Source organism: Ruegeria sp. HKCCA5929 (assembly GCF_013034525.1).
Lineage (GTDB): Bacteria > Pseudomonadota > Alphaproteobacteria > Rhodobacterales > Rhodobacteraceae > Ruegeria.
Window position 1 is genome coordinate 165,427 of the sequence record NZ_WQGE01000005.1, and the last position, 23,431, is coordinate 188,857.

24 protein-coding genes are annotated in these 23,431 nt (G+C 57.1%); 11 read left to right on the plus strand and 13 right to left on the minus strand.

Annotated features, from left to right (window positions below; all coding sequences use genetic code 11):
• The first annotated feature begins 179 nt into the window (after positions 1-179).
• The 3 genes from GOV90_RS13700 (at position 180) to GOV90_RS13710 (ending at position 2,695) form a co-directional block, all read left to right on the plus strand.
• Positions 180-1,172, plus strand: a complete 993-nt coding sequence (locus GOV90_RS13700) for a DUF389 domain-containing protein (protein WP_171091707.1) — start codon at positions 180-182, stop codon at positions 1,170-1,172.
• 102 nt (positions 1,173-1,274) lie between these two features.
• Positions 1,275-2,150, plus strand: coding sequence for a TIGR01459 family HAD-type hydrolase (locus GOV90_RS13705; protein WP_171091709.1), 876 nt, complete (start codon positions 1,275-1,277; stop codon positions 2,148-2,150).
• Positions 2,151-2,251: 101 nt separating this feature from the next.
• Positions 2,252-2,695, plus strand: coding sequence for a MaoC family dehydratase (locus GOV90_RS13710; protein ID WP_171091711.1), 444 nt, complete (start codon positions 2,252-2,254; stop codon positions 2,693-2,695).
• A gap of 71 nt (positions 2,696-2,766) precedes the next feature.
• Here the strand turns inward: GOV90_RS13710 and GOV90_RS13715 are convergent, their stop codons facing one another.
• Together GOV90_RS13715 and GOV90_RS13720 are read right to left on the minus strand one after the other, a co-directional pair.
• On the minus strand, positions 2,767-3,777 hold the full coding sequence (locus GOV90_RS13715; RefSeq protein ID WP_171091713.1) for a methylenetetrahydrofolate reductase: 1,011 nt from the start codon (positions 3,775-3,777) through the stop codon (positions 2,767-2,769).
• The gene (locus GOV90_RS13720; RefSeq protein ID WP_171091715.1) at positions 3,774-4,355 is read right to left on the minus strand and encodes a methylenetetrahydrofolate reductase C-terminal domain-containing protein; all 582 of its coding nucleotides are present in this window, start codon (positions 4,353-4,355) and stop codon (positions 3,774-3,776) included. Before GOV90_RS13720 ends, GOV90_RS13715 begins: the two co-directional genes overlap by 4 nt.
• Positions 4,356-4,614: 259 nt before the next feature.
• Here GOV90_RS13720 and GOV90_RS13725 point away from each other — a divergent pair, with 259 nt between their 5' ends.
• From GOV90_RS13725 to GOV90_RS13735, 3 genes are read left to right on the plus strand one after another with little or no spacing between them, the layout of a single operon-like run.
• Complete coding sequence (locus GOV90_RS13725) at positions 4,615-5,547, plus strand: bifunctional riboflavin kinase/FAD synthetase (protein ID WP_171091718.1); 933 nt, start codon at positions 4,615-4,617, stop codon at positions 5,545-5,547.
• Entirely contained in the window at positions 5,544-6,017 is a 474-nt protein-coding gene (locus GOV90_RS13730; RefSeq protein WP_171091720.1) for a YcgN family cysteine cluster protein, read from the plus strand. The genes GOV90_RS13725 and GOV90_RS13730 overlap by 4 nt, the downstream gene beginning before the upstream one ends.
• A complete protein-coding gene (locus GOV90_RS13735; protein ID WP_171091722.1) occupies positions 6,017-7,051 on the plus strand; it encodes a low specificity L-threonine aldolase in 1,035 nt (344 codons plus the stop codon). The genes GOV90_RS13730 and GOV90_RS13735 overlap by 1 nt, the downstream gene beginning before the upstream one ends.
• On the opposite strand, the gene GOV90_RS13740 is transcribed toward GOV90_RS13735, so the two are convergent.
• The gene (locus GOV90_RS13740) at positions 7,038-7,862 is read right to left on the minus strand and encodes an alpha/beta fold hydrolase (protein ID WP_171091724.1); all 825 of its coding nucleotides are present in this window, start codon (positions 7,860-7,862) and stop codon (positions 7,038-7,040) included. The two genes, GOV90_RS13735 and GOV90_RS13740, sit on opposite strands and share 14 nt — an antisense overlap.
• On the minus strand, positions 7,859-8,461 hold the full coding sequence (locus GOV90_RS13745; RefSeq protein ID WP_171091726.1) for a 2-hydroxychromene-2-carboxylate isomerase: 603 nt from the start codon (positions 8,459-8,461) through the stop codon (positions 7,859-7,861). The genes GOV90_RS13740 and GOV90_RS13745 overlap by 4 nt, the downstream gene beginning before the upstream one ends.
• Positions 8,462-8,568: 107 nt before the next feature.
• On the opposite strand from GOV90_RS13745, the gene GOV90_RS13750 reads away from it, so the two are divergent.
• Both GOV90_RS13750 and rpiB read left to right on the plus strand, forming a co-directional pair.
• Entirely contained in the window at positions 8,569-9,588 is a 1,020-nt protein-coding gene (locus GOV90_RS13750; RefSeq protein WP_171091728.1) for a ribose-phosphate pyrophosphokinase, read from the plus strand.
• Positions 9,589-9,700: 112 nt separating this feature from the next.
• A complete protein-coding gene (gene rpiB / locus GOV90_RS13755; protein ID WP_171091730.1) occupies positions 9,701-10,150 on the plus strand; it encodes a ribose 5-phosphate isomerase B in 450 nt (149 codons plus the stop codon).
• 39 nt (positions 10,151-10,189) lie between these two features.
• On the opposite strand, the gene GOV90_RS13760 is transcribed toward rpiB, so the two are convergent.
• The 7 genes from GOV90_RS13760 to GOV90_RS13790 all read right to left on the minus strand — a co-directional run bounded on the left by GOV90_RS13760 (position 10,190) and on the right by GOV90_RS13790 (position 16,548).
• Complete coding sequence (locus GOV90_RS13760) at positions 10,190-10,540, minus strand: H-type lectin domain-containing protein (RefSeq protein WP_171091731.1); 351 nt, start codon at positions 10,538-10,540, stop codon at positions 10,190-10,192.
• A 114-nt stretch (positions 10,541-10,654) separates the two neighbouring features.
• Positions 10,655-11,065: a F0F1 ATP synthase subunit epsilon gene (locus GOV90_RS13765; RefSeq protein ID WP_171091733.1), complete on the minus strand. Its 411-nt coding sequence runs from the start codon at positions 11,063-11,065 to the stop codon at positions 10,655-10,657.
• A gap of 12 nt (positions 11,066-11,077) precedes the next feature.
• Positions 11,078-12,502 carry a F0F1 ATP synthase subunit beta gene (atpD, locus tag GOV90_RS13770; protein WP_171091734.1) on the minus strand — a complete coding sequence of 475 codons (1,425 nt, stop codon included), beginning with the start codon at positions 12,500-12,502 and terminating at the stop codon, positions 11,078-11,080.
• A gap of 18 nt (positions 12,503-12,520) precedes the next feature.
• On the minus strand, positions 12,521-13,399 hold the full coding sequence (locus tag GOV90_RS13775; RefSeq protein WP_171091736.1) for a F0F1 ATP synthase subunit gamma: 879 nt from the start codon (positions 13,397-13,399) through the stop codon (positions 12,521-12,523).
• Positions 13,400-13,411: 12 nt separating this feature from the next.
• Entirely contained in the window at positions 13,412-14,950 is a 1,539-nt protein-coding gene (gene atpA / locus GOV90_RS13780; RefSeq protein ID WP_171091738.1) for a F0F1 ATP synthase subunit alpha, read from the minus strand.
• Positions 14,951-15,511 carry a F0F1 ATP synthase subunit delta gene (locus GOV90_RS13785; RefSeq protein WP_171091740.1) on the minus strand — a complete coding sequence of 187 codons (561 nt, stop codon included), beginning with the start codon at positions 15,509-15,511 and terminating at the stop codon, positions 14,951-14,953.
• Between the two features lie 302 nt (positions 15,512-15,813).
• The gene (locus GOV90_RS13790) at positions 15,814-16,548 is read right to left on the minus strand and encodes a class I SAM-dependent methyltransferase (protein WP_171091742.1); all 735 of its coding nucleotides are present in this window, start codon (positions 16,546-16,548) and stop codon (positions 15,814-15,816) included.
• Between the two features lie 61 nt (positions 16,549-16,609).
• Here GOV90_RS13790 and gloB point away from each other — a divergent pair, with 61 nt between their 5' ends.
• The 3 genes from gloB to GOV90_RS13805 all read left to right on the plus strand — a co-directional run bounded on the left by gloB (position 16,610) and on the right by GOV90_RS13805 (position 20,901).
• Entirely contained in the window at positions 16,610-17,377 is a 768-nt protein-coding gene (gene gloB, locus GOV90_RS13795) for a hydroxyacylglutathione hydrolase (protein ID WP_171091744.1), read from the plus strand.
• A gap of 174 nt (positions 17,378-17,551) precedes the next feature.
• Positions 17,552-19,876: an ATP-dependent Clp protease ATP-binding subunit ClpA gene (gene clpA / locus GOV90_RS13800; protein ID WP_171091746.1), complete on the plus strand. Its 2,325-nt coding sequence runs from the start codon at positions 17,552-17,554 to the stop codon at positions 19,874-19,876.
• Positions 19,877-20,013: 137 nt separating this feature from the next.
• Complete coding sequence (locus GOV90_RS13805) at positions 20,014-20,901, plus strand: YHYH protein (RefSeq protein ID WP_171091749.1); 888 nt, start codon at positions 20,014-20,016, stop codon at positions 20,899-20,901.
• Between the two features lie 18 nt (positions 20,902-20,919).
• On the opposite strand, the gene GOV90_RS13810 is transcribed toward GOV90_RS13805, so the two are convergent.
• Entirely contained in the window at positions 20,920-21,576 is a 657-nt protein-coding gene (locus tag GOV90_RS13810) for a hypothetical protein (protein WP_171091751.1), read from the minus strand.
• A gap of 111 nt (positions 21,577-21,687) precedes the next feature.
• A complete protein-coding gene (locus GOV90_RS13815; RefSeq protein WP_171091753.1) occupies positions 21,688-23,430 on the minus strand; it encodes a peptidoglycan -binding protein in 1,743 nt (580 codons plus the stop codon).
• Position 23,431 lies beyond the last annotated feature (1 nt).

Here is a 23,431-nt window from a genome sequence, read left to right on the forward strand (position 1 = left end):
CGCCTTTTTTTCTTTCTGTTCGGCCATTTGCGGAAACGGTAACGATTGTTAATCTGTCTTTGGGTACGGAACTCAAATTAGGTCAGGCACACACCATCGTTATTCGAAGCCTCAGTACGACCAAGGGCATCCTTCGATTTGAGGGGACAGACAAAGCCGCATATTGGCGACGCTTTGCGATGCTGCTGACCCTGTCTGTTGTGATTGCCACCATGGGATTGCTGCGCAATTCCGGGGCTGTTGTCATTGCGGCCATGCTTGTCGCGCCCCTTATGACGCCAATCCTGGGGGTGGCTGCCGCGATGGTCATGGGCTGGCTAAAGCGCGCAGTTGCTCTGGCCCTAACGGTATGCTTGGCGGCATGTGCCTGTGTGCTGATGGCATGGTTTATGGTCTATGTCGCAGACGTCCCACGCGGTATTTTGATCCCCGATCAGGTTCTTGCACGTACAGACCCCGGAACCGAAGACCTGATCGTCGCGCTCGCCGCTGGCGTTGCCGGGGCCTATGTTCAAATCAACAAATCCGAGCTGAGCCTTTTGCCCGGCGCAGCCATTGGCGTTTCTCTGGTGCCGCCTCTCTCAGCAGCAGGTATTTTGTTGTATTTTGGCGAGCCTGCCGAGGCCTACGAGGCGGGCTTGTTGTTCGCAACAAATCTTGGCGCAATTATTCTTTCGGCCTGTGCCGTTTATCTGGTCTACGCAGCACGGTCCGTGGTTTTCAGCAAGGGCAAGCGAAAACTGAATTTTACAGCAAGCGTGTTTGTTGCGCTGGCATTCCTGGTCGTCGTGGTGCTGCAACTCGGGAAGTCCACATACAATCGATATCTTGAAACGCGCACCGAGGCGCAACTGGCCGAAGCCATCAGAGAATGGGCCGATCCTGTTTCAGTTGAAATCATTCGGGTAGATGTCAACGCCCAGCGCAAACGGGTCGAAGTCTGGCTGATCGTCGACCTGCCTGTCGAAGCACAGTTCAAAGTTTCTTCCGTTGCGGGGATGCTGCCTGAAAACCTGCGTGATCCCCCCCTTGTTGATGTATTGCAGGAGGAACTCGGGCCCGGATATCTGGCCGTTATTCGGTACCAGACCCGAATTGGAGCACAGATCATTTTGGGAACTGAAAACGTCCAGCAGGCCCCGGATGTTACGGACGTTACTGAAGACGACTAGTAGATTCACCAAATCCTCGGCGCAAAAGGGAATGCGGGATGGTGTTTGGGTCTCAGCTTTGCCATAGCTGTCGCAACCGCGAATTTACTTACAGAGGCCCCAATGACCCAGATCGTTTCCTCGCTTGCCGAGATCTCTGACCGCTATAAGGCGCTGTTTGTCGACCTTTGGGGCTGTGTGCACAACGGCATCACCGCCTTCCCCGAAGCCGTTGCGGCATTGCAGACCTATCGTGCAAAAGGCGGGGTTGTTGTACTTGTGACAAACTCACCGAAGCCTCGGGCTGGCGTGGCTGAACAGTTGGGTCAGTTCAATGTGCCCGCCGATGCCTATGACACCATTGCGACCAGCGGAGATTCCGCGCGCTCAGCGATGTTCCGGGGCGCTGTCGGACACAAGGTTTACTTCATGGGTGAATGGCAGCGGGATGCGGGCTTTTTCGAACCTTTGAAGCTTTTGCATCACCCCGTTCATATCGAACGTGTGCCGCTTAAAGAGGCCGAAGGCATCGTTTGCTGTGGCCCGTTCGATCCAATGGCAGACCCGGATGTGAACCGACCCGACTTCCTCTATGCCAAGCAGATGGGAATGAAACTGCTTTGCGCTAATCCCGACATTGTTGTCGACCGAGGAGAGGTCCGGGAATGGTGCGCGGGGGCGTTGGCAAAGCTCTATACCGAAATGGGTGGTGAAAGCCTGTATTTCGGCAAACCGCATCCGCCGATTTATGATCTGGCCCGCCGCAGGTTGCAGGAGCTGGGGCATGATGTTCCAGATGGTGACATTCTGGTGATCGGCGACGGACCCCATACAGACATTCTGGGCGGCATGGGAGAGGGCATTGATTCCCTGTTTATTTCAGGCGGTCTGGCCGCAGCCGAGACAAAAACGTCGCACCACCCGCATCATGAATCGCTAACCGATTATATCAAAAGGGAAAAGATCAACCCGACCTTTACGATCGGTCGCTTGCGGTAATCAGAAAAGACTTGATTTTCTGCAGTTGCGAAGTAATAAAGTTGCCAACCTTGGCCTAAAGATGGTTTTTTCTTTCACGGCCGATTTCGAGTGAGGGCAACATGTTGGACAATCTTCCACGCGGAACGATCTGTATTGAAGACATCGAAATGGGCATGTCCCGCTACCTGCGCAAAGTGGTGACGGACGAAGACATCGAGATGTTCGCGCAGGTTTCAACTGACCGTAATCCGGTGCATCTGGATGACGATTATGCCCGCGACACAATCTTTGAGGGCCGTATCGCCCACGGGATGCTGACAGCGGGTCTGATCTCGGCGGTGATTGGCGAACAACTGCCCGGCCATGGTACTGTCTACATGGGTCAGTCGCTTAAGTTTCTGGCACCTGTGCGCCCCGGCGACATGGTTTACGCCGAAGTAAAGGTTGTCGACATCGATTTTTCCAAGCGCCGGGTCAAGCTGGATTGCCATTGCTCGGTCGAAGGCAAGAAGGTTCTGATCGGAGAGGCCATGGTCCTGGCACCGTCGCGCAAGTTCGACTGATCTGCGTGCCAACTCAGACCAAAGAAAGGCACCCACTGACGGGTGCCTTTTCGTTTTGGAACTTACCAAATCTAGCTTTCTGCACGAAGTCCTGAAGAAGGGCGCGCGCGCCTGCGCCCTTTCAAAGCACCGGATTCCAGAATGATTTCTGACACCACGTGTTCGCGTCTGTAGGCCATCACATGAACGCCCGAGACGCCAGCGATCTCACGGATCTGCTGGATCAGCTCGATACAGATTTTTTTGCCTTCTTCAGCAGGTTTTTCGGCCTTCTCCATCCGCTCAATAACCTGGTCCGGGATGTGAATTCCAGGCACATTGCTGCGCATCCAACGCGCCGCGCGCGCCGAAGCAATCGGCCCCACGCCAGCGATTATGAAGACTTTCTTGTCCAGACCGACATCCCGCACCCGATCCATGAATTTCTCAAAAAGCGGAATGTCGTAGATATAGTTGGTCTGAATATATTCGGCCCCTGCCTCAACCTTCTTCGCCAGACGATCAGGACGCCAGTCATAAGGCGGAATGCAAGGGTTCTCTGCCGCACCTAAGAACAGCTGAGGGGGACGTGTGATCTTGCGGCCCGAGAGGAATTTTCCCTGATCGCGCATGGTTCGGATTGTTCGCAGCAAGGTCAGGGAATCAAAGTCGAATACCGGTTTTGCCCCCGGTTGATCCCCCACGCCAACGCCGTCACCGGTCAGACACAGAACATTGCTCACGCCCAGCGCTGCAGCCCCAAGCACATCGCCCTGAATGGCAATGCGATTCCGGTCCCGGCAGGAAATCTGATACACCGGAGAATAGCCAGCGCGCGTCAGCAATGCGCAAATTCCAATCGAAGACATATGGCAATTCGCGCCCGAAGCATCGGTTGCGTTTATTGCGTCTGCCACCTCTCCAAGCGGTTGCGCGGCCTGAAAAACATCCTCGGGGTCAGCGCTGTCGGGTGGGTTCAACTCGGCCGTCACCGCAAACCGACCCGAGCGCAAGACCCTTTCCAACCGACTGTGCGATACATACCCGTCAGGAACAGGAACATAGCCGATTGGCTCTACATCGCTGCGATGTGGATCGTTCATTTCTTCAGTTCCCGGTTCATTGCATTGGGCGGCTCGGTGGCCAGCGGCGCTGAGGAAGGTTCGTTTTCACGTGCCTCCGGGAAGGCTTCGGCAAGGGTTACACGCGCGGCATCGCGGGCCTCGCGTTCCTGTGCGGCAATCTCGCGGCTGACCCGCAACCACGATGAGGATCCCTTCAAAGTGTGTTCCACTGGCGGCAGAACTTCCTTTATCTTTTCGCCCCCGTGCCGCATGCGGCTGGCTCCGTCCCAAGCCAAGGCCCACACGCATTTCATGTTAGGCTTCACTTCGCAGAACTCGCCTGGACGCACGCCACCACACGGACCATTTCGCAACTGCTTTGGGCAGTTCATCGGGCAGGACATGCCGGTCGATGACAACACGCATTGACCGCACATCTTGCAGTCGAACAACAGGGTTTTGACGCCCTTTTCGACCAGCGCTATGGGGCGTTCGACGCGGTTGTAGCCGATCTTTGCAAAAAGCGGATCCATCGCGACCATGCCGCGTTCGACGCACTTATAAATCCACTCGAATGTGCGGGCATTGCGAATCGCGAACAGTCGCAATCGATACATGGTCTGCCTCCTGTGCTGGGTTCCATTGAACCTGGCCGGGCCTGAACCGGGTCGCAGCGCATCCTGAGATCCGGATGTTCAGTCTACACGCAGGTATTTTTTTGAATCAAGCAGTTGGCTTTGCGCATAATGCCATGTGGTGGACGCTTTGGCGCGGTTGTTCGGCGTTTTGTCGGGTTCGGGGGAATTCAGACCGAGGCGTTTGCAGAATTCAAACTGCCGCTTGAACTCATCGCGACGCAACGCTACGCAATCGCTTATGCACATCATCCGGGATTTCCAGTTTGTCGAGCCAGAAGATCGCGGCGCCAGCGTAGCGATCGGGAACTTTGACGGCGTTCATGTGGGGCATCAGTCGGTCATCGAAATGGCCCGCCAAGCAGCTCCTGACGCGCCGCTGGGTGTCATGACCTTTGAACCGCATCCGCGCGAATACTTTGCGCCGGATTCGCCTCCGTTCCGCCTGATGCGCGGTAATGCACGAGCGCACCGTCTGGAAAAACTGGGTGTAGAAAAGCTCTACGAGCTGCCCTTCAATGCAGCGCTGGCCGGGCTTTCACCGGAAGAGTTCGCGCGCACCGTGATTTGTGACGGGCTGGGCCTGTCGCATGTGGTGGTGGGAGCTGATTTCTGCTTTGGCAAAGGCCGCAGCGGTTCAGCCGATGACCTGGTCCGATTTGGGAAAGAGATGGGGTTTGGCGTGACAATCGCCCCACTGATGGAGCGGTCCGAGAACGTGGTCTCGTCAACTGCAATTCGGACCGCGTTAAGCGAAGGTCGCCCGCGTGATGCAGCCGCAATGCTGGGCCATTGGCACAGGATCGAAGGCGAAGTTGTCGGCGGCGAACAGCGTGGACGCGAGCTGGGGTTTCCCACTGCAAACATGTCCATTGAAGGTCTTCACCTGCCGAAATTTGGTGTCTACGCCGTTCTGGTCGACGTACTGGATGGCCCGCATCAGGGCAGTTACCACGGTGCGGCCTCGATTGGGGTTCGACCAATGTTTCAGGGTGAAGTGCCCAATATCGAAACCTTCCTTTTCGACTTTTCGGGCGATCTTTATGGCGCGACCTTGTCTGTCGGCCTGATCGATTTCCTGCGCCCTGAACTTACCTTTGGTGGGCTGGACGGGCTGATTGCCCAGATGGATGCAGATTGCGAAAAAGCCCGTGGCATTCTGGCCGCCTTATGAGCAGGGATCCGATCGAACGCACCGGCCTGCCCGCCCGGTTCTGGGAACGCAAACCCCTGCGAAAGATGAATCAGCGCGAATGGGAAGCGTTGTGTGATGGCTGCGGCAAGTGCTGCCTGAACAAGCTGGAAGACGAAGACACTGGCGAGGTTGCACTGACATGTGTCGCCTGCCGGCTGCTGGACGATGAAAGCTGCCGCTGCACGCAATACGATATCCGGCACCAGTTTGTGCCTGAATGTATTGTGATGACCCCCGACAACATAGACGAACATGCCTATTGGCTGCCGCAAACCTGCGCCTATCGCCTGTTGTGGGAAGGCAAGCCCCTTTACGACTGGCATCCTTTGATATCTGGTACGCCCGACAGCGTGCACGCGGCAGGCATGTCGGTTCAGGGACGTACAGTGTCCGAGTTCGAAACCCCCATGGAAGAGTGGGAAGACTATATTATTGAGGAGCCATCCTGATGTATTTCGCCTCTGACAATTCCGGCCCGGTACACCCTCAGGTCATGGCAAAACTGGCCGAGGCCAATCAGGGCTATCAGATGGCCTATGGTGCTGACGCGCTGATGAACGAGGTGCGCGACCGCATTCGCAGCATTTTCGAAGCACCGGGCGCTGCTGTGTATCTTGTGGCCACCGGGACCGCGGCGAACTCTCTGGCTCTTGCGACGCTGTCGAACCCGTGGGAGTCGGTCTTCTGCTCTCCGGTTGCCCATATCCACGAGGATGAGTGCAACGCGCCTGAATTTTACAGCGGTGCCAAGCTGACCCTTGTGCCTGGCGGTGACAAGATGACACCCGAAGCATTACGCGGATCGATCCTGGGTGAAGAAACACGCGGTGTGCATGGACCGCAACGCGGGCCTGTGTCGATCACTCAGGTCACTGAGCGCGGATCAGTCTATTCGTTGGAGGAACTGCAGGCACTGTGCGGGGTGGCAAAGGAATACGGCCTTCCGGTGCATCTGGACGGTGCGCGTTTTACCAATGCGCTGGTCGCGTTGAATTGCTCCCCGGCTGAGATGACCTGGAAATCGGGCGTGGATGCTGTCAGCTTTGGCGGCACAAAAAATGGCCTGATGGGGGTCGAAGCGGTTGTGTTTTTCGATGAAAGCAAGGCTTGGGAATTTGAACTGCGACGCAAGCGCGGGGCGCATCTGTTCTCGAAACACCGTTATCTGTCAGCGCAGATGGCCGCCTACCTTGAAGATGATCTGTGGTTGAAACTGGCGCGTCAGGCCAACGCCAACTGCGCCCGTCTTGCCGACGGGTTGCGCGCCAAGGGCGCTGAATTCCTGCATGAACCGCAAGCCAACATGGTCTTTGCCTCTTTCTCGCGCGCCAAGCACAAGCAACTGCATAACGCCGGTGCGATCTATCACCTTTGGGGGGATGAGCTGGAGGGTGAGGATGACGGTGAAAGCCTGGTGTGCCGGTTGGTCTGCGACTGGTCTATTGGAACATCCCAGATCGATCAGTTTCTCAATCTTCTGTAGGACTGGATTGCCAGAACGCTTGAAGCAGCGCCGCTGTTTCATGAGGGTGCGAAATGGGCAGCATGTGCCCTGCGCCCGGAACCACCGCATGGTGCGCTTGCGGCAGGCGATGCTCCAAACCCGCGCAGATGGCGGGGATTACGGGATGGGTTTCTGATCCGCTCAGGATCAGGGTCGGCATGGCGGCACGTTCCAGCGTCTCGGCTTTGAGCAAACCGGCCTGATCATCATAAAGCACCGAGTGCACGGCTGGAACGGCATGTATCCCACGCACCATGTTAGCGCGCGTCCGTTCGGGTAAATCGGGCCATTTCGGGCTGATGCCAGTGCTCCACATCCGGTTGAACAAACGTGCGGCCAGAGCGTTTTCGCCCTCATTAAAGGCGCTGTTTATCGGCTCAATATCTTTCTCATGCTGATCGAACAAATCCGGCGCGTCCCGGTATGCTATGGCAAAAAAGACGGGTTCGATCAATGTCAGGCTTCGGACGCGTTCGGGATGCTCCAAGGCCAGTCTCAGTGCAATAATCGCCCCAAAAGAATGGCCAACGACGTCCATCTGCCCCGTCAGTTCAGCCGCAGCGTTATTGGTGACGTGATCAAAGAAGTTCCCCTGCCCGTCCCAATCTGGACTGCGCCCATGAGACAACATATCTGGCGCGACCAAAGAGACTTTACCGTCCAACGCCTTGGCCAATCCCGACCACGCCCCGGAATGCGCAATGGTACAATGGAGGGCGAGCAATTTGCGCGCGCCCTCTCCCAACCGCCTGACGAAGACGGATTGCGGTGAGACAGCCGAAGCTGTCATCCCTTCGTCTCAGCCAGATGCTGGTCCAGATCATCCAGACTATCCTGTCCCCAGAACCGTTGCCCGTCCGGCGTGATGTAGAATGGTGCACCAAAGGCTCCTTGTTCCACGGCCTCTTCCAGATTGGCAGCGTAGGTTTCCGCCCCAACAAGCAACCCGCTATTTGCCAATTCCGGATCAAATCCTGCATTTGCCAGGCAATCGCGGATCACGTCATCCTGGGCCACGTCTTTCTCTTCGGCCCAGCAAGCGCGCAGGATCAATTGGCACAACTTGCCCACATCCCCTGAACCGTCCTTGGTCGCAGCGATAACCGCATATGAAGACGGGGCCATATTGGTTGGCCAATGCGCCGGTTTCAGATTAAATTCCACCCCGAGACGTTTGGCTTGACGCAGCAAGTCCTGTGCACGGTATTCAATGCGCGAGGTGTGGCGGTCTTTCGGCGGGGTGCCCCCTGTGCGCGAAAATAAGGCCATGATGTCCAGTGGTTTGTAGTTGATAGTCGCACCATGTTTCGCCGCGATCTCTTCCAGCCGGTTTCCGGCCAGATAGGTGTAGGGCGAAATTGTCGCAAAATAGTAGTCAATCTGGGTCATGTTCACTTTCTCCGCTGCGTTGCCTTTGCGGGACGTTAGACCCGTGCTAAGCGGTGTCAACATCACGAATCTGTCACATTGCCAAAGCTGCCCGGGGACCTCAGCCGATGCCGACACTCCACGAACCCAAGCTTATCGCTGGGAACGCCAATCTTCCGCTTGCAGAATCCATTGCCCGCCGCATGAGCCTGTATCGCGGCGTCGACCAGGGTCTGGTCGATGCGCGGGTCGAGCGGTTCAATGACGGCGAGATCTTTGTCGAAGTGTTCGAAAACGTCCGGGGCGAGGACATGTTCATCGTCCAGCCGACATCGAACCCGGCGAATGACAACCTGATGGAACTGCTGATCATTGCCGATGCGTTGCGCCGTTCGTCAGCGCAGCGGATCACCGCTGTAATTCCCTATTTCGGCTATGCCCGCCAGGACCGCCGCACCAAGGCCCGCACACCAATCAGCGCCAAACTGGTGGCGAACATGCTGACCGGTGCCGGTATTGAACGTGTTCTGACCATGGACCTGCACGCCGCGCAGATTCAGGGCTTTTTCGATATCCCGGTGGACAACCTCTATGCCTCGCCAATCTTCGCGCTGGATGTGAAACATCAGTTCAAGGACAACTTGGACGAGATCATGGTTGTTTCGCCAGACGTGGGCGGCGTAGCCCGTGCTCGTGAGCTGGCCAAGCGGATCAGTGCACCGCTGTCTATTGTCGACAAGCGCCGCGAAAAAGCAGGCGAAGTGGCCGAGATGACCGTGATCGGCGACGTGAAGGACAAGATCTGCCTGATCGTGGACGACATGTGCGACACCGCCGGAACGCTGTGCAAAGCGGCGCAGGTGCTGTTGGATAACGGCGCGAAAGAGGTTCACTCCTACATCACGCATGGCGTCATGAGCGGCCCTGCGGTTGAACGCGTCACCAATTCAGTGATGAAATCGCTGGTTCTGACGGACACGATTCAACCGACCAAAGAAGTTGCCAAAGCCAAGAACATTCGCATCGTACCAACCGCGCCGATCTTCACCCAGGCGATCCTGAACATCTGGAACGGCACCAGCGTGTCTTCGCTGTTTGAAGACAAAACGCTGACCCCGATCTACGAGTCCATGTACCAGATGGATTGAGTTCCAACGGGCGGCCAAACAAGCCGCCCTTTTGCTTTTTGAAACACCGATCTGCTCTGCCTTGCTTTCGCTGGCATGAGCTTGGATCCGCGAAAGAGGAAAGTGACCTCCGATGTCCGCAAACAAACGCATTGTTCTGTCCAGTGATCACGCCGCGATCGATCTGCGTCAGGCCGTGGCGAAACACATCGCCCAGCAAGGCTGGGAGGTGGTCGATATCGGCCCGACAACACCTGAAAGCACCCACTACCCTAAGCATGGGAAAGCCGCAGCCCAGGCTGTTGCGTCCGGTGATTGCGGTTTGGGCATCATCCTATGCGGTACCGGTCAGGGTATCATGATGGCGGCAAACAAAGTGCTGGGCATTCGCTGCGGCGTTTGTTCAGACGCCTTTTCGGCCCGGATGATCCGCCAGCACAACAACGCCAACATGCTGTCCATCGGCGCGCGCGTTGTGGGCGAAGGTCAGGCGCTGGACATCGTGGATGCGTTTTTGGGGGCCGAATTCGAAGGCGGCCGCCACGCCACACGTGTGGATATGATCGAAGCACAGGACAACTGATGACTGCGCTTCCAAAAAGCGCGATGGTCTGAACCCGGATCAGGAGATATTCCAGTCATCCGGGTGCGCGACCTCTCCTATCGCGGTCCAACTTGCCCGGATGCGGGCAATACGCGTGTCGGACCATGTGCGAAACACTGCTTCGAACCCTTCGGTGGTAATGTTTTCAGCCTGCACTTCAGCACGCAGCGCTGACGACGTGTCGACATCCCAAAGCGAAATTCCGATCTGAACAATTGGCGGGGTCCGAAACGGTTCTTTGAACTGAATGGGCGTGCGACGCTCACGAGGGCCCTGGCCCGTCCACATCTCACCGCCTTCGGCAAATTCCGAAAACAGTACATCTTCGCCCTGATCAATGCCAATTGGATGGGTTAGGAACTTTTTCATTTTGTCATCATTATTCTTGAATTCCCGCAAGTTATCCCTGCAATTCGGCAAAAGCACGACAAAAAAACGGCCCCGCAAATGCGAGGCCGTTCAAATCTTTGACTATAGAGCTGATTACAGGCTCATATGCGTCCCAAGCGCTTCCATATCCGCCAGAAGCTTGGCGGCATCGTCGACGATGGTCTGATCATCGCCACCCTTGGCCGCCTCATGCGAGGCGCGGGCGTCTTCGATCAGCTCGTCCAGATGCGCGCGGGTCACTTCTGACACCGGAATGGCCTTTTCGGCCAGAACCGAAAGGCTGTCGCCGTTGATCTGGGCAAACCCGCCGGTGACCAGGTATTCGCTGGACCCTTCGGGTGCCTCAACCTTCAGCAGACCGGGGCGCAGCGTGGTGATGGTAGGGGCATGATCGGGCATCGCCGTCATGTCCCCGTCCGCGCCGGGAATCTGGACCGCCGTCGCGCTGAGCGAAGCAAGGCTCCGCTCGGGGCTGACGAGGTCGAATTGCATCGTGTTTGCCATCAGGGATACTCCTTAGGCGGCTTCTGCGGCCATCTTCTCGGCTTTGGCGATCACTTCTTCGATACCGCCAACCATCAGGAAGGCCGCTTCGGGCAGGTGATCGTATTCGCCAGCAACAACCGCTTTGAACGACGCGATGGTGACATCCAGAGGAACCTGAACGCCGGGCGAACCGGTGAAGACTTCGGCCACGTCGAAAGGCTGCGACAGGAAGCGTTCGATCTTACGGGCACGGGCCACGGTCAGTTTGTCTTCTTCCGACAGTTCGTCCATGCCGAGGATGGCGATGATGTCCTGCAGCGACTTGTAGCGCTGGAGGATCTGCTGAACGTCGGTCGCAACCGCGTAGTGCTCTTCACCAACGATGGCCGGGTCGAGAAGACGCGAGGTCGAGTCGAGCGGGTCAACCGCAGGGTAAATACCCTTTTCCGAGATCGCACGGTTCAGAACGGTGGTCGCGTCCAAGTGAGCGAACGAGGTTGCTGGCGCAGGGTCGGTAAGGTCGTCCGCAGGCACGTAGATCGCCTGCACCGAGGTGATCGAGCCCGATTTGGTCGAGGTGATGCGTTCCTGCAGCGCGCCCATGTCGGTCGCCAATGTCGGCTGGTAGCCCACCGCCGAAGGAATACGACCCAGCAGAGCCGAAACCTCGGAACCCGCCTGTGTGAAGCGGAAAATGTTGTCGACGAAGAACAAAACGTCGGTACCGGACTGGTCACGGAACTGCTCGGCCAGGGTCAGACCGGTCAGAGCAACACGTGCACGCGCACCCGGAGGTTCGTTCATCTGACCGTATACCAGGGCCACTTGGCTTTCCGACAGGTTGTCCGGCTTGATAACGTTCGATTCGATCATCTCGTGATACAGGTCGTTCCCTTCACGGGTCCGTTCACCAACACCCGCGAACACCGAGAAGCCCGAGTGCACTTTTGCGATGTTGTTGATCAGTTCCATGATCAGAACGGTTTTACCAACGCCGGCGCCGCCGAACAGGCCGATCTTACCGCCTTTGGCGTATGGGGCCAGCAAGTCAACAACCTTGATGCCGGTAACCAGAACTTCCGATTCAGTCGACTGTTCGTCGAAGGTCGGTGCAGGTTGGTGGATCGCGCGGGCCTCAGATGCTTCAACCGGGCCCTTCTCGTCGATCGGCTCGCCGACAACGTTCAGGATACGGCCCAGAGTCGCGTTACCAACCGGAACCGAGATCGGCGCGCCGGTGTCGGTTACTTCCTCGCCGCGGACCAGACCTTCGGTCGCGTCCATCGCGATGGTACGTACGGTGTTTTCACCCAGGTGCTGAGCAACTTCCAACACCAGGCGCTTGCCGTTGTTGGTGGTTTCCAGCGCGTTCAGAATTTCAGGCAGCGCGTCATCGAACTGCACGTCGACGACGGCCCCGATGATCTGTGTGACTTTGCCTTTTGCATTCGCCATGTTTCGTCTCCGGTTTTCTTACAGCGCTTCGGCGCCGGAAATAATTTCAATCAGCTCGTTGGTGATCACGGCCTGACGCGAGCGGTTGAACTGGATCGTCAGCTTGTCGATCATTTCACCCGCGTTGCGTGTCGCGTTGTCCATCGCGGACATCCGTGCACCCTGTTCAGACGCTCCGTTTTCGAGCAGAGCCGAGAAGATCGCGGTCGCAACCCCCTTGGGCAGCAAGTCGGCCAGGATGGCCTCTTCGCTGGGCTCGTAGTCGAAAATTGCACCGCTGTCGTCACTCGCCGCTTCGTCTTCGAACGACGCGGGAATGACTTGCTGTGCCGTCGGGATCTGGGTCACAACGTTGACGAACTTCGAGTAGAAGATCGTGGCAACGTCGAACTCACCCCCGTCGAAACGAGACAGGATCTCCTTCGCGATGTCTTGCGCGTTGGAATAACCCAGACGCTTGACCTCGCTCAGATCCACATGTCCGACGAACAGATCGCCCAAATCACGCTTGAGCGCGTCGCGGCCCTTCTTGCCAACGGTCAGAACTTTGACCGTCTTGCCTTTGCCTCGCAGCTCTTCTGCTTTGGCGCGGGCAAGCTTGGCGATGTTCGCGTTGAAGCCGCCGCACAGGCCGCGTTCAGCTGTCATCACAACCAGCAGATGGACATCATCACTGCCCGTACCACGGAGCAGCTTGGGGGCGCTGTCGCTGCCCCCGACCGAAGCCGCCAGCCCCGCCATCACGGCATTGAACCGTTCGGCATAGGGGCGCGAGGCTTCGGCAGATTCCTGGGCGCGGCGCAGTTTTGCAGCCGCGACCATCTGCATGGCCTTGGTGATCTTGCGGGTCGATTTGACCGACTCGATCCTGTTTTTAAGGTCCTTCAGACTAGGCATCGGAACCTCCTATCAAGCGAAGGTTGCGGCGTATTCGTCGATCGCTGCCTTGATCTTGTCGGACGCATCACCCTTGATCTTCGGATCTTCGTCGGTGAGCCACTTCAGCAGGTCCGCATGTTTGCCACGCAGGTGTGCCAGAAGACCGGCTTCATAGCGGCCAACATCCGAAACTTCGATCTTGTCGAGATAACCGTTGGTACCTGCGAAGATGACGCAGACGATTTCCGCGTTGGTCAGCGGCGAGTACTGGGGCTGTTTCATCAGCTCGGTCAGACGCGCACCACGGTTCAGCAGCTGCTGAGTTGCGGCGTCGAGGTCCGAACCAAACTGGGCAAAGGCCGCCATTTCGCGGTACTGAGCCAGTTCCAGCTTAACCGGGCCAGCAACCGATTTCATCGCGTTGGTCTGAGCCGACGAGCCCACACGAGAAACCGACAGACCGGTGTTCACAGCAGGACGGATACCCTGGTAGAACAGTTCGGTTTCAAGGAAGATCTGACCGTCGGTGATCGAAATCACGTTGGTCGGAATAAACGCCGAAACGTCACCACCCTGAGTTTCGATAACCGGCAGAGCAGTCAGCGAGCCTGCGCCGAAATCTTCGTTCAGCTTCGCCGAACGCTCCAGCAGGCGCGAGTGGAGGTAGAAAACGTCACCCGGATACGCTTCACGTCCGGGCGGACGGCGCAGCAGCAGGGACATCTGACGATAGGATACAGCCTGCTTCGACAGGTCATCATAGATGATCAGCGCGTGGCGGCCGTTGTCACGGAAGTATTCAGCCATCGCCGTCGCGGCGTAAGGTGCCAGGAACTGCATCGGTGCCGGGTCGGACGCGGTCGCGGCCACAACGATCGAGTATTCAATCGCACCGGACTCTTCCAGTTTCTTCACCAGCTGCGCAACGGTCGAACGCTTCTGACCAATCGCGACATAAACGCAGTACAGTTTCTTCGACTCGTCGTCGCCTGCTGCGTCGTTGTAAACTTTCTGGTTCAGGATGGTGTCCAGAGCAACGGCGGTTTTACCAGTCTGACGGTCACCAATGATCAGTTCCCGCTGGCCACGGCCAATCGGGATCATCGCGTCAACCGATTTCAGGCCGGTTGCCATCGGCTCGTGCACCGATTTACGCGGGATGATGCCGGGCGCTTTGACGTCTGCAACGCCACGCTTGGACGCGTTGATCGGACCTTTTCCGTCCAGCGGGTTACCCAGACCGTCAACGACGCGGCCCAGCAGCTCGTCACCGATCGGAACGTCCACGATCGAGTTGGTGCGCTTAACGGTGTCACCTTCTTTGATGTCACGGTCAGAACCAAAGATAACGACACCAACGTTGTCGCTTTCCAGGTTCAGCGCCATACCCATGATGCCACCGGGGAATTCGACCATCTCACCCGCTTGCACGTTGTCCAGGCCGTATACACGGGCAATCCCGTCACCGACGCTCAGCACGCGGCCGATTTCGGCCACTTCGGCTTCCTGACCAAAATTCTTGATCTGGTCCTTCAGGATTGCAGAAATCTCTGCAGCTTGGATTCCCATTTATCCGACCTCTTTCATTGCATTCTGTAGGGAGTTCAGCTTCGAACGGATCGAGCTATCGATCATCTTCGAGCCCACTTTAACGACAAGACCGCCGATGAGGCTTTCATCCACGGTCGCATTGATAGTCACGGTCTTGCCAACACGCTCGGACAGCGTCTTGGACAGTTTTTCCAGTTGTGTTTTGGTCAGCGCCTTGGCCGAGGCAACATCGGCAGTCACTTCGCCACGCTCGTCAGCCAGCATGTCGCGCAGAACCTGAACCAGCTGTGGCACAACAAACAGGCGGCGCTTCTGCGCCATCAGGCCCAGCGTATTCCGCAGAATCGCGTTCAGACCCATTTTGTCGGCAATAGCGGTGATTGCACCTTCCTGCTCGGCGCGGGAAACCAGCGGCGAGGCGATCAGGTCGCGCAACTCGGCGCTGTCGCCCAGTGCTACTGCAAGATCATTGATGCCAGATTCCAGACCTGCGAGGTCTTTGTTCTCTTTTGCGATCTCGAAGATCGCCGTAGCATAGCGCTCGGCAATGCCCGTGGAAATCGAAGCTGGTTCGGACACGTCCACCCTTCCGATATTTGAGGCCCCGAATTCGCGTGCGGCAGCTACCCGGGGGCGTGAAGAAACCCCGTCCATAAAGGGCGGGGATCAAAATCACCGGGGATGTAGCAGAGGTGTTCGAACCAAGCAATACGCTATAGCGGTAACATATTTATCCACAAAACGTTACTTTTCATACACTTAGCCCAAGTGCGACCGTTTGAACCCGTTGGCTCAGTTGAAAAATGTTACGAATATGCAGGTTTTTGCGATTCCTGTGACTTTTTTCTCGCATTTTCACCGCGTCGGAAAGCCCGCGATTGTCACGCAGGCTTCAACAAGCCGTCCAGTGCCTTAATCGGCTTTTTGACTGCATCTTTGGTCACGCTTCCGCTGGGGGGTCGGATGTGCTTGCTGACCTCAACCATCAGCACACCGCCTGCCATCACAGTGGGAATTCTTTGTCCGGTTTTTTCGATCAAACTTCCGGATTTCAGCCAAAAGCGGCGGAACGAAGGTGGCCGGTACAACGCCGAACAGTGCGCCTCGGGCAGAAAGTGATGCGCCTTAAGCTGGTTTTCCAGCTGCGTGGCTGTGTAAGGACGCCCAAAGCCAAATGGTGTCTTGTCAGTACGCGACCACAGACCACCCCGGTTGGGAACGATGAACACGGCCCGTCCGCCGGGACCCAAAACACGCCAGCATTCATCCAGCAACTGGTTCGGCCTCTCTGACGTTTCCAGCCCATGCATCACAACAAGCTTGTCCACATGACCCGTTTCGATTGGCCAAAGCGTTTCTTCGGTCAGAACAGAGACATTCGGCATCCCCGCAGGCCAGGGCATTACGCCCTGAGGTCCAGGCATCAGCCCAATGACGCGGCGCGCATCTGCCAGGTACGGGCGCAACAACGGCACAGCAAAGCCGAATCCAGCCACTGTCTGACCTTTGGCCTCGGGCCAAAGCTCTATCAAACGCCCACGAATGGCCGCCTGCGCTGCACGCCCCAACGTGCTACGATAGTAAAAGTTCCTCAGATCCTGCACATCAAGATGCATTGCGAACATCCGGTCAATCGGCTTAGCTGGGCGCAGTCTAGCAATGAAAGGGCAAAAAGCCATGCCTCTTGAGATCGTTACAATCCCATGCCTGAGCGACAATTACGCCTTTCTGGCCCACGACGCCGCAAGTGGCCAAACCGCGCTGATCGACGCCCCCGAGGCCGCACCGATTTTAAAGGCGCTGGAGGCGCGTGGATGGACCTTATCTCATGTGCTGCTGACCCATCATCACTGGGATCACGTCGATGGGCTGGCAGGCATTTTGGAAAAACACCCTGCACAGGTTATCGGAGCCGCGGCGGATGCCCATCGCTTACCACCACTGGATCTACAGGTGACCGAGGGCGACAGCTTTGAAATCGGGGGGGAACCAGTTCAGGTTCTGGATGTATCCGGCCACACTGTGGGGCATGTCGCATACTACATGCCTCAAAGTGCCGCGGTATTCACCGCCGACAGTCTCATGGCGCTGGGCTGTGGTCGTTTGTTCGAAGGCAAGCCGGAACAAATGTGGGCATCTTTGAGTAAACTGGCGGCCCTGCCTGATGACACACTGGTATGTTCGGGACACGAATATACACAATCCAACGCAAAATTCGCGATTACCGTCGATCCGGACAACCCGGACCTAAAGGCGCGCATCGCTGACATTGACCGGGCGCGAGCAGCCGGAGAAGCCACGGTTCCGTCGATTCTAGCGTTGGAAAAGGCCACAAACCCGTTCCTGAGGGCGACTGACCCGGCGATTCAAGCCCATTTAGGCATGACAGGCGCGAGGCCCGAGGCCGTATTTGCAGAGATCCGGGGTAGAAAAGACGGGTTCTGATGCCTATTTGACCCTCTTCACGGCCACGGTCACAACAAATGTGACTGTCAAGTGAAAGAAAACCCTTGAAGCCGGACGCCGATCAACCAAACTCTAATAGTATGAGGACATGGTTGGGATGGGGTTCCGGCCGCAAGCCCGCCCCCTTCTGACCCAAGACAGAGGAGCACCCGCGTGCCTTCATTCTCGAGCACACTGGAACAAGCCATCCACGCGGCCTTGGCGGCTGCGAATGAACGGCGTCATGAATTTGCAACGCTAGAGCATCTGCTGCTGGCGCTTCTGGAAGAACCCGATGCGGTGCGCGTCATGAAAGCGTGCAGCGTCGATCTGGACGATTTGCGCAGCACTCTGGTGGAATTCATTGACGAGGATCTTTCGAATCTAGTCACGGATATCGACGGATCAGAAGCCGTTCCAACGGCCGCGTTCCAACGCGTGATTCAACGCGCTGCGATCCATGTACAAAGCTCGGGCCGGACCGAAGTGACCGGCGCCAACGTACTGGTCGCCATTTTCGCCGAACGCGAAAGCAATGCCGCCTATTTCCTGCAAGAACAGGACATGACCCGCTACGACGCGGTCAATTTCATCGCCCATGGCGTGGCCAAGGACCCTGCTTATGGCGAAAGCCGCTCGGTTTCGGGCGCAGATCAGGTGGAAGAAGACGCTCAGACAACATCTGGCGAGGCCGAGCAGAAAGAAAGCGCGCTTGGGAAATACTGCGTCGACCTGAACGCGAAATCCCGCGCAGGGGACGTTGATCCGCTGATCGGACGCTCGGCAGAGGTAGAACGCTGTATCCAGGTGCTGTGCCGCCGCCGCAAGAACAACCCTCTGTTGGTTGGCGATCCGGGCGTGGGTAAAACCGCCATCGCCGAAGGTCTTGCGCACAAAATCGTGGCAGGAGAGGCACCTGATGTTCTTGCCAACACCACGATCTACTCACTGGACATGGGCGCGCTGCTGGCCGGAACCCGCTATCGCGGTGATTTCGAAGAACGGTTAAAGGCCGTTGTCACCGAGCTGGAAGATCATCCCGACGCGGTTCTGTTCATTGACGAGATCCACACCGTGATTGGTGCAGGTGCAACATCAGGCGGGGCGATGGATGCCTCGAACCTGCTGAAGCCTGCGCTTCAGGGTGGCAAACTGCGCACCATGGGATCGACCACGTACAAGGAATTCCGTCAACACTTCGAAAAAGACCGCGCGCTGAGCCGACGGTTCCAGAAGATCGACGTGAATGAGCCTTCGGTCGAAGACAGCGTGAAAATCCTGCGGGGTCTAAAGCCCTATTTTGAAGAGCATCACGCGATCAAATACACCGCTGACGCAATCAAAACCGCGGTGGAATTGTCGGCGCGTTACATCAATGACCGCAAGCTGCCGGACAAGGCGATCGACGTGATCGATGAAGCCGGTGCCGCGCAACATCTGCTGGCGGAAAGTAAACGTCGCAAGACCATTGGCGTGAAAGAGATCGAGGCCGTTGTTGCCAAAATTGCCCGTATCCCGCCAAAGAACGTCACCAAGGACGATGCTGAAGTGTTGAAGGACCTAGAAGCTTCGCTGAAGCGCGTGGTCTTTGGTCAGGATTTGGCCATCGAGGCCTTGTCCAGCGCGATCAAACTGGCCCGTGCCGGTTTGCGCGAACCTGAGAAACCCATCGGCAACTACCTGTTCGCGGGTCCGACCGGTGTGGGTAAGACCGAGGTTGCGAAGCAGCTGGCGGATACGCTGGGTGTGGAACTGCTGCGCTTTGACATGTCGGAATACATGGAGAAACACGCAGTCAGCCGCTTGATTGGTGCACCTCCGGGCTATGTCGGGTTCGATCAGGGTGGTCTTCTGACCGACGGTGTCGACCAGCATCCACATTGTGTATTGCTGCTGGATGAGATCGAGAAAGCACACCCGGATGTGTTCAACATCCTGTTGCAGGTCATGGACCATGGCGAGCTGACGGATCACAACGGACGCACGGTGAACTTCCGCAACGTGGTGCTGATCATGACCTCGAACGCGGGCGCGCAGGAACAGGCCAAGGCAGCCATCGGTTTTGGTCGCGACCGTCGCGAAGGCGAAGACACCGCAGCGATCGAACGCATGTTCACGCCGGAATTCCGCAACCGTCTGGATGCAGTGATCTCGTTCGCACCGCTGCCGAAAGAGGTCATCTTGCAAGTGGTCGAGAAGTTCGTCTTGCAGCTTGAGGCTCAATTGCTGGATCGCGGCGTGACTATTGATCTGACACCCAAAGCCGCCGAATGGCTGGCCGACAAAGGGTACGACGACAAGATGGGAGCGCGTCCGCTGGGCCGTGTCATTCAGGAACACATCAAGAAACCTCTGGCCGAAGAGCTGCTGTTTGGCAAGCTGGCCAAGGGTGGCGTGGTTCGTGTCTCGGTCAAAAAGGGCGACCTGGATCTGGAGATTCTGGGCCCGGATCAGCCGCGCATCCCCGGTGACAAGCCTCCGCTGCTGACGGCAGATTGACCCGAAAACAAAGTGTTAAATAAGCCCGGCGGTCCAAATCGTCGGGCTTTTTTCTATTATTCCCTTAAAGTTCGACGGAACTTCGGTCTTGCTGCGTGAAACTCTCAATAACGAACGCAAAAAGCAGGGTTTTATTCATGAGCAAGATTTCAGTTATCTGGGGCGCTGCCTTTGCGCTGTCTGCAGTAGCGGCAATTGCAACAGCACAACACAGGTTCCGCTATCACGACGAGACGGCAACTGAACCTCTCCGATTGGTACCTGCAACTGTTGATCCCGGGGAAAACATTGCCTCGGTGAAAGAGAAAGGCAGCAAGATCAAAGTGACAGGCAACGGAATTCCCGATCATCTGGTTGGCCAGTTTCCAAACCGGGGAAATCCACACCAAATTGAAACGCAGAAGGTTAAGCTCAAGCTTCCAGCGAACCCTACTGCCAAAGGAACCTCCACACCGCTCCGCATGGGTTGGAATTTTGGCGTCTCTCTCAACGGGGTCGTGTTCGACCCACTGGCTGCCGAGTTCTGGCATGGTGACCCGGGATCGGGGTGGTCCTACAACGCGTTGGGCGGTGCTATTGCGCTGGGTTTGGATGCAAATTACGCACATGTTCAGCCGAACGGAAAGTACCACTATCACGGTGTGCCGACCGGGCTGATCGAACTATTGGGATGGTCCCCTTCAGATCATTCACCCCTGATAGGATATGCCGCTGATGGTTTTCCGATCTATGCGATGACTGGAAAAATCGATGGCAAAGTAACTGAAATGAAATCGTCTTATCGCCTGAAGTCCGGAAACAGGCCCGGAGGTTCCCAGCCGAACCGTCGATACGACGGCACTTTTAACGAAGACTATGCATATGCTCAGGGTCACGGCAATTTGGACCAATGCAACGGCGCTTTCACCGTATCAGCCGAGTATCCCAGCGGAACTTATGCCTATTTCCTGACCGAGGATTATCCTGTGGTGCCTAGATGTTTCATGGGCACACCGGATCAAAGCTTTAAGTTTGGACGACAGTAACGCGATCTGTCACATCCGTCACCGAATGCGCGGGTGACTGTTTCGCACCGGCACAGGATATGGCACCGGCAGCGCTTTTGGTTTCCTGCCCCGCGCCGCAACGTAAGCGGACAGCACACTATAGGCGTAGTATAAGCCCATACCGCCCTGTGCCAGAGATGACAGGGTCGCAATACCCAGGTCGCGGGCTTTGCGAAGCCGACCGGCTTTGGTGGGCGTAAAATACTCAAAATCAATGAAGCGAATTTGACGTCCATCCCAGCACATATCCCGAAACGCCGGGCGCCCATGGACCAGATCCATCGCATGCAGCCTTGCCAGCGCCTGACCAGCAGCACGACAGGCTCTGAGTTTTTCAGTGCTCGTAACTGATTTGTCAGCGCAAACCTTTGTCAGGCTGGCTCCGGCATCTTGGACAGCGAAGTACCCTTTGCCTTCCGCCACAATTCTGGGGACCGGTGCACCGTAGCTCCACAGGAACCGGTGAGAAGATCGGTCTCTGTCGAAGGCTTGTTCAGGTTTGCCCTTCACCAGCCAGAGATGGGGCGCGAAGCGTTCGATGCGTTTCAGCCAAAATCTGTTTCCTTGTGGGGTTTGGCACAAGGCTATGCGCTGATAAGGGGCTCGCAGGGCGTTACGGACCGCTAAGTGTACATCTGTCGCCTTGTTTGTCACGCACAACTCCAATCAACCTATGGTTTGATATAGGGTTCATGCGCCAATTTTCATCGGCCATAAGATGAAATCCCATTAAGACAGGCCCGTCTAAGTCAAGGATTGGCCGGATTACCGCTCGGTCAGTTTTAATTCGATCCGGCGGTTCTGCGCGCGGGCTTCGGGTGTATCAGCCGGATTGACCGGCTGAAACTCGCCAAACCCATTGGCGGCCAAACGGTTTGGCGGGATGCCCAGCGCGTCGACCATGTAGCGTACCACCGAAAGCGCGCGGCCCTGGCTGAGCTCCCAGTTGTCGCGGTATCGGCCACTGCCGGCAAGCGGGACGTTATCGGTATGACCATCAACGCGGATCACCCAATTCAATCCGGTCGGAATCTCAGCCGCAACGCTGCGCAGGATGTTTGCGACTTTGGCAACCTCCAGGCGTCCTTCGGTGGACAACACGGCCGAACCCGTCGGGAACAGAACTTCGGACGAGAAGACAAACCGATCGCCTTCGATCCGTACGCCTTCCTGATCTCCAAGGACATCCCGCAGGCGACCAAAGAATTCTGAACGATAGCGCTGAAGGTCTTCCGCCTGCGCTGCCAGTTCTTCATTCTGACCGGCCAGTGTTTCGGCTTCGGCCTCAAGGCGCAGGCGTTCGGCTTCTTCCAACAGGCGACGGCGGCGTTCTTCAGATGCGGCACGGGCCAGCGCCGCGTTCAGATCCTGCCCCAAAGTTTGGATCTGAATCTCTGCGGCCTCATTCCGCTCTTCAAAATCGTCGAGCAAGGCCTGTAACGACCCCAACTGCCCGCGCAGGGCGGCGATTTGTTGGTTCAACAAGGCCGCCTCGCGTTGTGCCTCGGCCGAGATATCTTTTTCATCAGACAATGTCGACTCGGCCAATGCCAGAAGAGCCTGACGTTGTTCAGCCAGAGTGCGTTGTTCGTCAGCATCAGCTTGCGCTTGCGTCTGCGCCTGCAACGCGGCTTCAAGCTGAGCCTTCAACGCGTCCGGATCCTGATCGCCGAACCTGCGCTGCAACTCGGCCTGCGCAGCTTGAGCGGCGGCCAGCAGGGTCAGTGTGTCTTCGGCCTCTTGGCGTTGCGCTTCCAATGCAAGGGTCATGGCCGTCAGCTCAGCATCCGCGTCTTGCAGCCGATTTCGCAACGCCTCAGCGGCGGCAGCTTCGGCCAGGCGGGCGGCTTCTTCGTCGCTCAGTTGCTGTTCAAGGGTCGTGATTTGCGCTGCACGTTCCTCACCGCTTTGTTCCAGATCCGCGACCAAAGCTTCCAGCGCTTCGCGACGCGCAGCAGCCAGTCGGGCGGCTTCGGTCTGCGCATCAATTTCTTCACGGCTTTGGGCCAGAGCGAGGTTCAATGCCTCCTGCTCGGACAGCAATTGCTCGCGCTGTGTCTCAAGCGCCGCAATATTGCCCAGCGCCTGTTCCTGTTCAGCCAGCAAAGCAGCAACCTGTGCTTCGAAATCGGTGATCCGCGTCTGAGCTTGGTCTAGCGCCACGGCCTGCCGGTCGCGTTCGGTGGTCAGCGATGCGATCAGCGATTGCGCTTGGGCCAAATCGTCCTCGGCTTGCGATAAGGTTGTGTTGAGCGCCCCGAGGCGGGCCTGCAGACGGCTGTTCTCACGCTCTTCCAAACCCAGAGCACCAGCAAGCGCCGCAACTTCGTCGGCCAACGTGGTCAGTTCGTCTTCCTGACCCGAGATGGTTTCGCGCAGAACAAACTGGATCACCATGAAGATGGTCAGGACAAAGGTCAGCACCATCAACAGCCCCGTCATCGCATCCACGAATCCGGGCCAGACCGAGCCCTGGAACCGTTGACCGGTGCGGCGGGACAGCGCCATG

Bases quoted from the DNA above. Each gene is read 5' to 3' on its own strand.
- GOV90_RS13815 (WP_171091753.1), bottom strand. From the start codon at position 23,430: ATGGCGCTGTCCCGCCGCACCGGTCAACGGTTCCAGGGCTCGGTCTGG.
- GOV90_RS13730 (WP_171091720.1), top strand. From the start codon at position 5,544: ATGAGCAGGGATCCGATCGAACGCACCGGCCTGCCCGCCCGGTTCTGG.
- GOV90_RS13725 (WP_171091718.1), top strand. From the start codon at position 4,615: ATGCACATCATCCGGGATTTCCAGTTTGTCGAGCCAGAAGATCGCGGC.
- GOV90_RS13760 (WP_171091731.1), bottom strand. From the start codon at position 10,540: ATGAAAAAGTTCCTAACCCATCCAATTGGCATTGATCAGGGCGAAGAT.
- GOV90_RS13765 (WP_171091733.1), bottom strand. From the start codon at position 11,065: ATGGCAAACACGATGCAATTCGACCTCGTCAGCCCCGAGCGGAGCCTT.
- GOV90_RS13700 (WP_171091707.1), top strand. From the start codon at position 180: ATGCTGCTGACCCTGTCTGTTGTGATTGCCACCATGGGATTGCTGCGC.
- atpA (WP_171091738.1), bottom strand. From the start codon at position 14,950: ATGGGAATCCAAGCTGCAGAGATTTCTGCAATCCTGAAGGACCAGATC.
- atpD (WP_171091734.1), bottom strand. From the start codon at position 12,502: ATGGCGAATGCAAAAGGCAAAGTCACACAGATCATCGGGGCCGTCGTC.
- GOV90_RS13720 (WP_171091715.1), bottom strand. From the start codon at position 4,355: ATGTATCGATTGCGACTGTTCGCGATTCGCAATGCCCGCACATTCGAG.
- GOV90_RS13740 (WP_171091724.1), bottom strand. From the start codon at position 7,862: ATGACAGCTTCGGCTGTCTCACCGCAATCCGTCTTCGTCAGGCGGTTG.
- GOV90_RS13745 (WP_171091726.1), bottom strand. From the start codon at position 8,461: ATGACCCAGATTGACTACTATTTTGCGACAATTTCGCCCTACACCTAT.
- GOV90_RS13750 (WP_171091728.1), top strand. From the start codon at position 8,569: ATGCCGACACTCCACGAACCCAAGCTTATCGCTGGGAACGCCAATCTT.
- GOV90_RS13805 (WP_171091749.1), top strand. From the start codon at position 20,014: ATGAGCAAGATTTCAGTTATCTGGGGCGCTGCCTTTGCGCTGTCTGCA.
- GOV90_RS13715 (WP_171091713.1), bottom strand. From the start codon at position 3,777: ATGAACGATCCACATCGCAGCGATGTAGAGCCAATCGGCTATGTTCCT.
- GOV90_RS13790 (WP_171091742.1), bottom strand. From the start codon at position 16,548: ATGCATCTTGATGTGCAGGATCTGAGGAACTTTTACTATCGTAGCACG.
- GOV90_RS13705 (WP_171091709.1), top strand. From the start codon at position 1,275: ATGACCCAGATCGTTTCCTCGCTTGCCGAGATCTCTGACCGCTATAAG.
- GOV90_RS13735 (WP_171091722.1), top strand. From the start codon at position 6,017: ATGTATTTCGCCTCTGACAATTCCGGCCCGGTACACCCTCAGGTCATG.
- gloB (WP_171091744.1), top strand. From the start codon at position 16,610: ATGCCTCTTGAGATCGTTACAATCCCATGCCTGAGCGACAATTACGCC.
- GOV90_RS13775 (WP_171091736.1), bottom strand. From the start codon at position 13,399: ATGCCTAGTCTGAAGGACCTTAAAAACAGGATCGAGTCGGTCAAATCG.
- GOV90_RS13710 (WP_171091711.1), top strand. From the start codon at position 2,252: ATGTTGGACAATCTTCCACGCGGAACGATCTGTATTGAAGACATCGAA.
- rpiB (WP_171091730.1), top strand. From the start codon at position 9,701: ATGTCCGCAAACAAACGCATTGTTCTGTCCAGTGATCACGCCGCGATC.